12 protein-coding genes are annotated in these 12,305 nt (G+C 71.4%); 4 read left to right on the top strand and 8 right to left on the bottom strand.

Features of this window, described 5'->3' with window-relative positions:
- Positions 1-274 precede the first annotated feature (274 nt).
- Genes PV796_RS42295 through PV796_RS07495 form a run of 3 tightly spaced genes read right to left on the bottom strand, consistent with a single transcriptional unit; the run spans position 275 to position 935 of the window.
- On the bottom strand, positions 275-499 hold the full coding sequence (locus tag PV796_RS42295; protein ID WP_446750567.1) for a DUF7848 domain-containing protein: 225 nt from the start codon (positions 497-499) through the stop codon (positions 275-277).
- Complete coding sequence (locus PV796_RS07500; RefSeq protein WP_274912135.1) at positions 496-744, bottom strand: hypothetical protein; 249 nt, start codon at positions 742-744, stop codon at positions 496-498. Before PV796_RS07500 ends, PV796_RS42295 begins: the two co-directional genes overlap by 4 nt.
- Positions 744-935 carry a hypothetical protein gene (locus PV796_RS07495; protein WP_274912134.1) on the bottom strand — a complete coding sequence of 64 codons (192 nt, stop codon included), beginning with the start codon at positions 933-935 and terminating at the stop codon, positions 744-746. The genes PV796_RS07500 and PV796_RS07495 overlap by 1 nt, the downstream gene beginning before the upstream one ends.
- Positions 936-1,373: 438 nt before the next feature.
- On the opposite strand from PV796_RS07495, the gene PV796_RS07490 reads away from it, so the two are divergent.
- Entirely contained in the window at positions 1,374-2,714 is a 1,341-nt protein-coding gene (locus PV796_RS07490; protein ID WP_274912133.1) for a tetratricopeptide repeat protein, read from the top strand.
- Positions 2,715-3,143: 429 nt separating this feature from the next.
- Here the strand turns inward: PV796_RS07490 and PV796_RS07485 are convergent, their stop codons facing one another.
- The 3 genes from PV796_RS07485 to PV796_RS07475 are packed head-to-tail and all read right to left on the bottom strand — an operon-like array spanning position 3,144 to position 6,069.
- Positions 3,144-3,800, bottom strand: coding sequence for a LutC/YkgG family protein (locus PV796_RS07485; RefSeq protein ID WP_274912132.1), 657 nt, complete (start codon positions 3,798-3,800; stop codon positions 3,144-3,146).
- The gene (locus PV796_RS07480) at positions 3,797-5,290 is read right to left on the bottom strand and encodes a lactate utilization protein B (protein ID WP_274912131.1); all 1,494 of its coding nucleotides are present in this window, start codon (positions 5,288-5,290) and stop codon (positions 3,797-3,799) included. Before PV796_RS07480 ends, PV796_RS07485 begins: the two co-directional genes overlap by 4 nt.
- Entirely contained in the window at positions 5,287-6,069 is a 783-nt protein-coding gene (locus PV796_RS07475; RefSeq protein ID WP_274912130.1) for a (Fe-S)-binding protein, read from the bottom strand. Before PV796_RS07475 ends, PV796_RS07480 begins: the two co-directional genes overlap by 4 nt.
- 266 nt (positions 6,070-6,335) lie before the next feature.
- Between PV796_RS07475 and PV796_RS07470 the strand changes: the two genes are divergently transcribed.
- The 3 genes from PV796_RS07470 (at position 6,336) to PV796_RS07460 (ending at position 9,873) form a co-directional block, all read left to right on the top strand.
- Positions 6,336-7,646 carry an MFS transporter gene (locus PV796_RS07470; protein WP_274912129.1) on the top strand — a complete coding sequence of 437 codons (1,311 nt, stop codon included), beginning with the start codon at positions 6,336-6,338 and terminating at the stop codon, positions 7,644-7,646.
- Between the two features lie 218 nt (positions 7,647-7,864).
- Positions 7,865-8,611: a GntR family transcriptional regulator gene (locus PV796_RS07465; RefSeq protein ID WP_274912128.1), complete on the top strand. Its 747-nt coding sequence runs from the start codon at positions 7,865-7,867 to the stop codon at positions 8,609-8,611.
- An 89-nt stretch (positions 8,612-8,700) separates the two neighbouring features.
- Positions 8,701-9,873 carry an adenosine deaminase gene (locus PV796_RS07460; protein WP_274912127.1) on the top strand — a complete coding sequence of 391 codons (1,173 nt, stop codon included), beginning with the start codon at positions 8,701-8,703 and terminating at the stop codon, positions 9,871-9,873.
- Here PV796_RS07460 and PV796_RS07455 read toward each other — a convergent pair.
- On the bottom strand, positions 9,801-11,033 hold the full coding sequence (locus tag PV796_RS07455) for an NAD(P)-binding domain-containing protein (RefSeq protein ID WP_274912126.1): 1,233 nt from the start codon (positions 11,031-11,033) through the stop codon (positions 9,801-9,803). The two genes, PV796_RS07460 and PV796_RS07455, sit on opposite strands and share 73 nt — an antisense overlap.
- 66 nt (positions 11,034-11,099) lie before the next feature.
- The gene (locus tag PV796_RS07450) at positions 11,100-12,305 is read right to left on the bottom strand and encodes an LLM class flavin-dependent oxidoreductase (RefSeq protein WP_274912125.1); all 1,206 of its coding nucleotides are present in this window, start codon (positions 12,303-12,305) and stop codon (positions 11,100-11,102) included.

The raw sequence follows: 12,305 nt of genomic DNA, 5'->3' as shown, positions 1-12,305 counted from the left end.
ATCTTCGCTAATGGCTTTGAGCGGTGGTGCCCCCGCAGTAAGTGCACCGGTACAAGAAAGGACCATCCGGCTGCATGTCGTGATCCCCGCTCGGGCTTTCAGGACACATGAACTGATCTCCTTCAGATTGATGATCATGATGTTGACTGTTCTCGCACTGACGATGACGAGAACGGATACCCCTCATGCGGGGTGATCCCGCCCTTCCCCGGAACCCCAGGAAAGGGCGGGACAACTGTGCGGGCGAGGCGACCAGCAGCGGCCCCGCCCTCGTCTACGTCGCCGGATGCTCCGCAAGTACGGCGACAAAGGACTCCTCCGCCGTTACGTCGAAGTCGGTGTGACCGGTGGCTCCCACGTGCTGAAGACACCAACTCCGGGCGTCATCCTTGGAAGGAGTACCAAGACTGAACTTCGTGCAGTCCCAGCACTTCCCCACGTACGTGGGTCCCGAATTCGCTTGGAGCGTCCATTGCAGGACCCTCCCCGCCCCCGTCATGACGCACCGCCCGGAGGTTCCGACGCTTCGCCGGCCGTGCCTTGTATGGCCTCGATGCAGTCAGCGAGACGCTGCTGCATCTCCTCCAACTCATCGTCAGTCAGGGCGTCCACCCACGCGGAACGGGCCTTGAAGTCGTCCCGCCAGGCGTCGAGTTGGCGGTACAGGTCTCGGTACCTGGCGTGGCGGTTCCACCACTCCTCGATCCACAACCAGGTTTTGACGATGCCGCGTATACCGGGCATCAGCTCTTCTTCTTCCGCTTGTGGACGTGCTTCTCCAACTCCAGCGTGCACATGGCGGCCAGTGCACGCTTCCCGTTCTTCCGGTGCTCGGCTCGTTGCTTCACCAACTCGGCGCACACGTCGCACCCTTCAACCGGCTTCGGTTCCGGGAACGGGTCCGCCAGGTGCACGGGGTCGCTCAGACTGGGCATTAGCCAGCCACCTCCACACCGTGAATCCAACGCGGCCCGGCATCGACTCCGACCGTCGCCAGCCACACCGCCCGCCGCCGGGAACGCTGCAACCGCCGCTCCTGCGGCGTGTCCGGGCGTTTGGTGGTGGGCGGTTGGTTGGTGGACCGGTGACGCCCTTGTGCGGGCAGTAAGACTTTCAAGACCAGTTCGATGATCCACGCGCTATGTTGGCGCATGTCGTCAACCTCCTAGCGGTTGGTGACCATGCCCCGGGGCCGTGCGGACGGTCGCCGGGGTGTCCCGTACCTGGGGCCCCACGTTGGGTGTGGGTGACGCTTTGACGGGTGGTCTGTGCTCGCTCTAGGCAACTCGACTGCCGTGCACAGCGGTACCGTGGCAACGGGAGTGGCTTTTAAGAGCTTTAAGTGCCCGACCAGTCCGAGGAGTTGAGCGCACGTGGGTACGCCTGAACCGAACAGAGGTCTTGAGCGACTGCACCGTGAGACTGGCTGGACGCTCCGTCAGTTCGCACAAGAGGTCAACCGCATCGGCACCGAACGGCGAACGCCCGTGAAGTACCGGGAGCCATCCGTTCACCAATGGCTCAAGGGCCACATGCCACGGGAGGGCACTCGAACACTGATCTTGGAAGCCCTGGCTCGGAGACTTGGTCGCCCTGTCACGCACAGTGAGGCAGGGTTTCCGTCACCCCCAAATCAATCGCATGTCAGTGCGAATTCCGTGGAAGGGCTTGTTGATTTGGGGAGGGAAGACATGGACCCTTCACGCCGCAGCGTTATTGAGGCTGGACTTTTCTCTGTCGCCCTCAACGTGCCAGGCTGGCCTGATGTTGTCGGTCGAATGGAGGCTGTGCAGACGGGCCAGACTCAGCGCGTAGGAATGCCTGAAGTTGAAATGGTCATCGCAATGACCGAGCGAATTTCCGACCTTGATGACCAGTTCGGCGGCCGTCATGCTCGGCCGATGGCGGCGGCGTTCCTCGTGAATACAGTCGCTCCGTACCTCAAGGCCGATGCCCCCGAATCAGTGCGTAAAGCGATGATGTCGGCTGCGTCCGACTTGTGTTACCTAACTGGGTACATGGCCGTTGACGAAGGGGTTCATGGGCTGGCCCAGCAGTATTACGTAAAGGCGCTGGAACTTGCCGGTGCGTCTGAGGATCATTTGACGTACTGCACAACTCTGCGGGGTATGAGTGTTCAAGCAGTAGACCTTGGACACGGGCGACAAGCCATGCGGTTGGCTGATGCCGCCGCGTCCGCATCACCAAATGCCGGCCCAAGGATGCGTGCCTTCCTTTCTGGTCAGCAGGCCCACGCCTCAGCTCAGATCGGTGACAGCGGTAACGCGTTGACGTATATCCGGGAAGCTGAGACAGCTATGGAAAAGGCGGAATCCCGAGCAAAGGCTTTCGGTTCTTACGATCCGTCGTCACTGCTCTACCACGTGAGTCAAGTTCGGTATGAACTCGGCGACACGGTTGGGTCAGTTAGCGCATTGGAGCAGTCGGACCGACAACGGCAGGGTGTGTATCGACGTGCACGTGTCCGCCACCGGTGCACCCTGGCCGAGCGTCAGCTAGAAATTGGACACCTTGAGGCAGCTTGCGAGACCTGGAATCTCGCCCTTGATGACTATCCGAGTGTTCAATCCGGCCGTGCGGACGACCGTATTCGATCTATGTATACGCGAATTCGCCCCCACCTCAAAAACCATGCTGCACGGGAACTTTACGAGCGGGCCCGATTGGTTACCCCATCTGCGTGGTTCGCTTGATGCTTGACGACCCGACGGCCACCCTCCTCACAGAGGGTGGCCGTTCGCATGCCCCGGAGCGCCAGAGTCGTTGACGTACGCAACGATCGGACAGAATCTGGGGTCTCTCTCTACTCCCCCACCCCGGAGGCCCGTCACCGCAGCCGACGGCCCCGCGCAGCGGCCCGGCCCGCCGCAGGCGCCATGGCGGGAAAGCCAGCAACGTGGGCAGCAAGCCCTGCGCAGCGGCCCGGCCCGCCGCAGGCGCCATGGTGGGAAAGTCGGCAGCGTGGGGAGCAAGCCCCGCGCAGCGGCCCGGCCCGCCGCAGGCGCCATGGCGGGAAAGTCGGCAGCGTGGGGAGCAAGCCCCGCGCAGCGGCCCGGCCCGCCGCAGGCGCCATGGCGGGAAAGTCGGCAGCGTGGGGAGCAAGCCCTGCGCAGCGGCCCGGCTCAGCCGGCCGCAGGGCCACTTGCCAAGACGACCTCCAGCGTTCGCGGGCCGTGCACCCCCTCCACCCGGTCCAGCTCGATGTCGCTGGTGGCGGACGGCCCGGAGATCCAGGTCAGCGGGCGCTCCGGGGAGAGCCGCGGCAGCGCCTCCGGGACCGACCCGACCACCTGGTCCGGAACGCACACGACACAGATGTGGTGGTCCGGGACGAGGGTGATCCGGCGCCGGCCCTGGTCCGGACCGCCGTCCAGCACCAGCGTGCCGGTCTCCGCGACGGCCAGCGCGCACCCGGTCACCACGCTGTCCACGGCGTCCAGTTCGCGCGCGGTGTCCGCGGCCCGGTCCGGGACCTGGGCCGCCTCGGCGACGGAGAGCCACCGCGGGTCCAGCCCCGGCGGCACCACCACCGTCCGCGCCCCGCGCTCGGCCAACAGCCGGCCGATGAGCGCCGGCAGGTCGTCGGCGGCGCAGCGGTGCACCACCGCCCGGTAGTCCGCCAGATGCTCCGCGAGCAGTTCCACGGTCTCCTCGGTCGTCCGCGACCCGTGCACCCGGTGGTAGTCGCGGGGGACCGGTGGATCGTAGGGCCCCTCGCCCCGCGGCACATCGGCCAGCGCCCGCCGTACCCGCGCCAACACCACGTCCCTGCTGCTCACTTGACGCCTCCTCGCCTCGACCGGTCGGCTCCGCCCCGGGTGCGTTGCCACCAGTCGCGGAACGACTCGGCGGGCACCGCCGGCAGCGCGCGGGTGTCGGACCAGGCCCGGCCCGGACCCGGCAGCCGCCCGGGATGCAGCCGCCGGGTCCGTGCGGCCAGCCGCATCCCGCCGCGCAGCGCCCCCGGATGATCGAACGCCCAGGCCGCGGCCCGCATCGCGGCCCGCTCCGCGGCGTGGCCCTTCGCCGGCTTGAGGACGACCCGCGCCCCGCGCCGGGTGACCGGGCCGCCCTCCACCACCCGCTCCCGCAGGTGCACCAGCACCTCGGGGATGTCGATGGCCACCGGACACACCTCGTAGCACGCCCCGCACAGCGACGACGCGTACGGCAGCGACTGTTCCAACGGGCCGGTGATGCCGCGTAGTTGGGGTGTGAGGATGGCCCCGATCGGCCCCGGATAGGGGGACCCGTACGCGTGCCCGCCGGCCCGCTCGTACACCGGGCAGACGTTCAGGCAGGCCGAGCAGCGGATGCAGCGCAGCGCCTGCCGGCCCACGGTGTCCGCCAGGGTGTCGGTCCGGCCGTTGTCGAGCAGCACGAGGTGGAAGGTCCGCGGCCCGTCGCCGTCGGTGGTCCCGGTCCAGGTGGTGGTGTACGGGTTCATCCGCTCGGCCGTCGAGGAGCGGGGCAGCAACTGGAGGAAGACCTCCAGGTCCTGCCAGGTCGGCACCACCTTCTCGATGCCGACGATGGAGATCAGGGTCTCCGGCAGGGTCAGGCACATCCGGCCGTTGCCCTCGGACTCCACGACCACCAGCGTGCCGCTCTCGGCGACCATGAAGTTGGCGCCGGAGATCCCCACCTTCGCGGTCAGGAACTTCTCCCGCAGATGCAGCCGGGCCGCCTCCGCCAGCTCGGCGGGGGAGTCGGACAACCCCTCGGGGGCCGGGCGGCCCCAACGGCCCATCTCCCGGCGGAAGATGTCGCGGATCTCCCCGCGGTTGCGGTGGATCGCCGGCACCAGGATGTGCGACGGCAGGTCGTCGCCGAGCTGCACGATCAGCTCCGCCAGATCCGTCTCGTAGGCCCGGATGCCCGCCTGCGCCAGCGCCTCGTTGAGCCCGATCTCCTGCGTCGCCATCGACTTGACCTTGACGACCTCACGTTCGCCGGTCTCCCGGACCAGCCGGGTCACGATCCGGTTGGCCTCGTCGGCGTCCGCCGCCCAGTGCACCCGGCCACCGGCGGCCGTCACCGACTCCTCCAACCGTTCCAGGTAGTGGTCGAGATGGCGGAGCGTGCGGTCCTTGATCGCGGCGCCCGCGGCCCGCAACTGTGCCCAGTCGTCCAACTCGGCCACCGCACCGGCCCGTTTGTCGCGGATGGTGTGGGTGGCGTGGGTGAGGTTGGCCCGCAGCCGGGTGTCCCGGGTGGAGAGTGCCGCGGCCCGCGGGAACGCCGGCATGCCGAGGAAGCTGCGGCTCATCGGACCCCCTCTTTCGCGGCCCCACTGCGCTGGGCATCGGCCTCCGTGCTGGCCAGGATCTCGGCCAGGTGCACCGGGCGGACCGGCGATCCCTGCCGGGTGAGCATGCCCCCGAGGTGCAGCAGACAGGAGTTGTCCACCGTGCACACCGCCTCCGCGCCGGTCCCGGTGACCGCCCGGACCTTGTCGGCGCCCATCGCGGCCGACACCGCCGGGTTCTTCACCGCGAACGTCCCGCCGAACCCGCAGCACTCCTCGGCGCCCGGCAACTCCTTGAGCGTCAGCCCCCGCACCCGCTCCAGCAGCCGTCGCGGCCGGTCGCCGAGCCCCAGCAACCGCAGCCCGTGGCAGGTCGGGTGGTAGGTGACGGTGTGCGGGTAGTACGCGCCGACGTCGGTCACCCCCAGCACGTCCACCAGGAACTCCGTCAGCTCGTAGGTCTTGGGCACCGCCCGCGCCGCGGCCCCGGCCAGCTCCCTGCCGCGCCCCTCCGCCGCGGCCCGCGCCGCGATCCGCGGGTAGTTGTCCCGCACCATCGCCGCACAGGAGCCGGACGGGGTCACCACGTACTCGTAGTCCGCGAACGCCCGGTCGAAGCGGCGCACCAGCGGCTCGGTGGCGTGCCGGTAGCCGGTGTTGAACTGCGGCTGGCCGCAACAGCTCTGCGCATCGGGGAAGTCGACCTCGACGCCCAGCCGCTCCAGCAGCGTCACCACCGCCTGCCCGGTCCGTGGTCGGAGCGTGTCGTTGATGCAGGTGACGAACAGTGCTACCCGCACGGTGTGCCTCCTCGCTCTCCTCCCGGCGGTCCCGCCGGCGGTCGGCCGGTACCGGGCCGCGGCGGGCGGGCCACCGCCTCGGGGGCGGCGCGGGCCGGGTGTTGCCGCCGCGTTGCCGCACCGTTGCCGGCGCCTTGCCACGGTATGACGGCCACGACGCCACCGCCGCACCCCTGGCGTACAGCCGCCTCGCCGGTACATGATCACCTTTCGGGCCATCCTGCCCCAGCAGCAGGCCGAGGAGAAGAACCGGGGGTTCACGGACCATGTCGAACGCACAGCCCATAGCGGAGGACCGGGCGCCCGGCGGTGCCCGCCCGCCGTCGCGCACACGGCAGTTGGCCGCCGCCTCCATCGGCAACGCCGTGGAGTGGTACGACTGGTACGCCTACTCCTTCCTGGCGGTCTACTTCGCCGACCAGGTCTTCCCCAAGGACGCCGGCAACTCCCTGGTGCCGCTGCTGTCCACCTTCGCGGTCTTCGCCGTCGGCTTCTTCATGCGCCCGGTCGGCGGGCTGCTGATGGGCGCGGTCGCCGACCGGCGCGGCCGGCGCACCGCCCTGACCCTCACCATCCTGCTGATGGGCGGCGGCAGTCTGCTGGTCGCGCTCACCCCCACCTACGCGGCGACCGGACTGCTCGCCCCGGTCGTGCTGGTCCTCGCGCGGCTGGTCCAAGGGCTTTCGGTGGGCGGCGAGTTCGCGGCCTCCACCACGTTCCTGGTCGAGTCCGCCGGGCCGGGCCGGCGCGGCCTGTTCTCCAGCTTCCAGTACATCTCCACCACCGTCGGCCAACTGCTCGCCTCCGGCGTCGGCGCGCTGCTCGCCGCGCTGCTCACCGACGACCAAATGGGCCGGTGGGGCTGGCGGATCGCCTTCCTCGGCGGTGCCCTGCTGAGCCTGCTCGGCCTGTGGATCCGGCGCGGCGCCCGGGAGACCCTCACCCCCGTCCAAGACGGGGAACCGGCCGACCGCCCCGGCCTCTTCGAGGCCCTGCGCCGCTACCCCCGGCAGTCGCTCCTCATCTGCGGCATCACCGCCGGCGCCACCCTCGCCTACTACACCTGGACCACCTACCTGCCCACCTACGCCCAGGTCAACGCCGGTTTCGACAAGGGCGACGCGCTCCTGGTCGGCACCCTGTCGCTGGCCTTCTTCGCGGTGCTGCAACCGCTCGGCGGCCTGCTCTCGGACCGCATCGGACGCAAGCCGCTGCTGCTCACCTTCGCGCTGGGCTTCGCCGTGCTGGCGGTGCCGCTGCTCCACCTGGTCACCGACGCGTTCGCCTCCCTGCTGCTGGTGCAGTGCGTCGGCATGGTGCTGCTCACCGGTTACACCTCGATCGCCGCCGCGGTGAACGCCGAGATCTTCCCGGCCCGGGTGCGCGCCGCCGGCATCGGCTTCCCGTACTCCGTCACCGTCGCCCTCTTCGGCGGCACCGCCCCCTACGTCGGCACGTGGTTCAAGCAGGCCGGCCACCCGGACCTCTTCCCCTGGTACGTCTCCGCGCTCTGCCTGGTGTCCTTCGTCGTCTACCTGATGCTCCCGGAGACCGCGCGGCGGCCGCTGGAGCGCTGAAGGGCCCGTCACACGCGGAGGGCGCCCGCGGCCTCGGACAATCTTGTCAGACAAGAAGCGTTGGAACGGGGCCGCGCGCACCGGGTCGGCGGGGCGCCAGCAGGGCACCGATCGATGCGAAACTCCTCTCGTGGCACGGGGCGTAGCCGTCCGGTGCGGCGCACGCGGACGGCCTGCGAGCTCGGCGGCCGGTCCGACCACGGATTCGGGAGAGGGATATGGCTGCCGGACAACCCCAGCGGCGACGGCCCGTCGTCGCGCTCTACGAGCGGATGGTCGAGGCCATCCGCGCCGGCACCTACCCGCCGGGCTCCACCCTGCCCACCGAGCCCCGGCTCGCCGCCGAACTGGGCGTCGGCCGGCCCGCGTTGCGCGAGGCGCTGATCCTGCTCCAGGAGGACGGCGTGATCACGGTGCGGCGCGGGGTGGGCCGCACGGTCAGCCGCCATCTGCCGCCGCGCGGCTTCGAGTTCCTCAAGCCGGTGGAGCAACTGCTGGGGGAGGGGCGGCAGACCGCGACCGTGCCGCTGGCCCGGACCCGCGAGGAGCCCACCGACTTCTCCACCCAGCACCTGGTCCTGCCGGCCCACGGCGAGGTGCGCTTCTGGGAGAGCGTGATCGAGGTCGACGGCGTGCCGGTCTGCCTGACCCAGGAGTGGGCCGCGGACGAGACCGTCGCGGAGCTGCTGCCGGACGCCGTCGCGGCGTTCGACGGGCCCGACGGGCGGACCTCGTCGATGCTGCGGCTGCTGCTGGACGCCGGGCGGGGGCTGCCGCTGACCGGCGGCAGCACCATCGTGGCCACCACCCTCGGCAGGCAGCGCGGCGCCCAGTTGGGCCGCCCCGCGGACACCCCCGGCGTCCTGGTCACCCAGGTCGTACGGCTCGACCGCACCCCGCTGCTGGCCGCCAAGCACATGGTGCCGCCGGGCGCCCCCGCGCTCCCGGTGTGGCAGGCGCGCTGACGCCCCGGAACCCCCGCAGCACGCCCGGCCCGTTCACCCGGCGATACCCGGTCGCCCGGTGGCGGCGGGACGTGTCATACTCGCGCCCCATGACGTTGTCTGACAAGTTGCTTGCCCCGCAGTCCACCGATGTGCTCGCCCCGGAGTGGATCCGCCGCGCCCCCAAGGTGCTGCTCCACGATCACCTCGACGGTGGCCTGCGTCCGGAGACGATCATCGAGCTGGCCGGCGCCCTCGGCTACCGGGCGCTGCCGAGCACCGATCCGGCCGAGCTGGCGGCCTGGTTCCGGGACGCCGCCGACTCCGGTTCCCTGGAGCGGTACTTGGAGACGTTCGCGCACACCTGCGCCGTGATGCAGACCGCCGAGGCGCTGTACCGGATCGCGGCGGAGTGTGCCGAGGACCTGGCCGCCGACGGCGTGGTCTACGCCGAGGTCCGGTACGCCCCCGAGCAGCACCTCACCGGCGGCCTGACCCTCGACGAGGTCGTCGAGGCGGTCAACGCCGGCTTCCGCGAGGGGGAGCGGCGCGCCGCGGCGACCGGCCGGCGGATCCGCGTCGGCACCCTGCTGTGCGCCATGCGGCACGCCGAGCGCGCGCGGGAGATCGCCGAACTCGCCGTCGCCCACCGCGACCGCGGGGTGGCCGGCTTCGACATCGCCGGCGGCGAGATCGGCAACCCCGCCGCCCGGCACGCCGACGCCTTCGACTACCTCCGCAGCCAGGGCGCCCGGGTGACCATCCACGCCGGCGAGGCGGTCGGCGCCGAGTCCATCCGCGAGGCGGTGCTGCGCTGCGGCGCCCACCGCATCGGCCACGGGGTCCGGATCACCGACGACATCGCGGTCGACGCCGACGGCAACGTCACCCTCGGACGCCTCGCCTCCTACGTCCGCGACCAGCGGATCGCGCTGGAGGTCTGCCCGACCTCCAACCTCCAGACCGGCGCCGCCACCAGCTACCCCGAGCACCCCATCGACCTGCTCCGCCGACTCGGCTTCCGGGTCTGCCTCAACACCGACAACCGCCTGGTCAGCGGCACCACCATGACGCGGGAGTTCCAGCACCTGCAACGGACCTTCGGCTACCGCGCCGCCGAACTGGAGGAGTTCACGCTCAACGCCGCCAAGGCCGCGTTCCTCCCCTTCGACGAGCGCACCGCCCTGATCAACGAGGTGATCCGCCCCGGCTACGCCAAGCTGCGGGCGGCCGAGCTCAGCCGCGTCCCGGTGGGGGAGTCGGCCGCCGCCCCGGCCGCGTAGCCGGCACCGCCTCCCCGAAGCGCGCGGGCCGGGCCGGGACCGGGGTCCTCCGGGCCCCAACTCCCCTGCCCGGGCCCCGGCGGCGCGGCCTCCGTCCCCGCAAGCAGCCGCCGAATCTCCCGGACCGCGGCCCGCCCCGCCCGGTTGGCGCCGATGGTGCTGGCCGAGGGCCCGTAGCCGACGAGGTGCACCCGGGGGTCGCGCTCCGCCCGCGTCCCGGCCAGCCGGATGCCGCCGCCCGCCTCGCGCAGCCGCAGCGGCGCCAGGTGGTCGAGGGCGGCCCGGAACCCGGTCGCGTAGAGCAGCGCGTCGGCCTCGACGGTGCGGCCGTCGTCCCAGGCCACCCCGTCGGGGGTGATCCGCGCGAAGAGCGGGAGCCGGTCCAGGACGCCGCCCTCGCGGGCCCGCCGGACCGTCTCGGTCATCGCCAGCCCGGTCACGCTCACCACGCTGCGCGGCGGCAGCCCCTGCCGGACCCGCTCCTCGACCAGTGCCACCGCGGCCCGCCCCTCGTCCGGCCCGAACGGCCCGCTGCGGAACACCGGCTCCCGCCGGGTCACCCAGGTCGTCGCCGCCGCGACCGGCGCGATCTCGATCAACTGCTGGACGGCGGAGGTGCCGCCCCCGACCACCACCACCCGGGCGCCGCGGAACTCCTCCGGCCCGCGGTACTGCGCGCTGTGCAACTGCCGCCCGCGGAAACCCTCCTGGCCCGGGAACCGCGGCCAGAACGGCCGGTCCCAGGTCCCGGTCGCGTTGATCACGGCCCGCGCCGCGTACGTCCCCCGCGAGGTCTCCACCCGGAGTCGGCCGTCGCCGGCGTCCCGCACCGCGGTGACGCTCACCGGCCGGTGCACCCGCAGCCCGAAGCGCCGCTCGTACTCCGCGAAGTACCCGGCGATCACCTCGGCCGACGGCCGCGCCGGATCGGCGTCGGTCAGCGCCATGCCGGGCAGCGCGTGCATGCCGTGCACCGTGTCGTAGGTGAGGGTGGGCCACCGGAACTGCCAGGCGCCGCCCGGCCGGGGGGAGTGGTCGAACACCACGACATCCCGGTCCGGGCGGTAGCCGCTGCGCCGCAGGTGGAAGGCGGCCGCCAGCCCCGCCTGCCCGGCGCCGATCACCACGACCTCGACCTCGCGCACCCCGATGTGGTTCATGTTTCTACTAACTCGCGGTGGGGCCGGGATCTTCCCGCTCGACCCCACCGCTCGCGCGGCGCCCGGTCAGCGTCCGCCCGACACCAGCAGCGGAGCGCCGCCCGGAGCCGACGCCGGCCGCCCGTTCGCCGCCGGCACCCCGGCCAGCGGCGACGGCCCGGCCTCCAGCAGCCCGCGCGCGGCGAGCTCCGGCCGGACCCCCTCCCCGAACCAGTACGCCTCCTCCAGATGCGGGTACCCGGACAGCACGAAGTGCTCGATGCCCAGCGCGTGGTACTCCTCGATCCGGTCCGCCACCTCGGCGTGACTGCCGACCAGCGCGGTGCCGGCGCCACCGCGCACCAGCCCCACCCCCGCCCACAGGTTCGGCGAGATCTCCAGCTCGTCCCGCGAGCCGCCGTGCAGCGCCAGCATCCGCTGCTGCCCCACCGACTCGCTCTTGCCCAGGGCCTGTTGGGCGGCCGCGATGGTCTCCGGATCGAGATCGTCCAGCAGCCGGTTCGCCGTCGCCCACGCCTCCTTCGACGAGTCCCGCGCGATGGTGTGCAGCCGGATCCCGAACCGGACCGTCCGCCCCTCCCGCTCCGCCAACCCGCGGATCCACTCGACCTTCTGCCGCACCTGCTCCGGCGGTTCGCCCCAGGTCAGATAGACATCGACGTTCCGCGCGGCCACCGGCCCGGCCGCCGGCGAGGACCCGCCGAAGAAGATCTCCGGCAGCGGGTCCGGCGGCAGCGCCGTCAGACCGCCCTCGACCTGGTAGTGCTCGCCCCGGAAGTCGAACGGCACCCCGCCCCACACCCCCCGCACGACCTGGAGGAACTCGTCGGTCCTGGCATACCGTTGATCGTGGTCGAGGCGGTCCCCGAACCGCCTCTGCTCGGTGGAGTCCCCGCCCGTCACCACGTTCAGCAGCAGCCGCCCCCGGGAGACCCGTTGGAACGTGGCCGCCATCTGCGCGGCCAGCACCGGCGAGATCACCCCCGGCCGGAACGCCACCAGGAACTTCAGCCGCTCGGTGACCTGGGACAGGGCCATCGTCGTCAGCCAGGCGTCCTCGCACCACGTACCGGTCGGGGTGAGCACCGCCTCGAACCCCAACTGCTCGGCGGCCTTGGCGATCTGCGCCAGATACTCCACGTCCGGGGCGCGCACCCCGCTGACCGGGGTGATCCGGTCCCGCCGGATGCCCCCGTCGGTGTACGCGTGCCGGTCGACGAGCGTCCGCCCGTCGCCGCCGGTCGGCAGGAACCAATGCAGGTGTACGGACAT

The organism is Streptomyces sp. WZ-12, assembly GCF_028898845.1.
In the GTDB taxonomy this organism is placed as follows: Bacteria; Actinomycetota; Actinomycetes; order Streptomycetales; family Streptomycetaceae; genus Streptomyces.
This window is presented reverse-complemented; position numbering and strand designations above follow the sequence as displayed.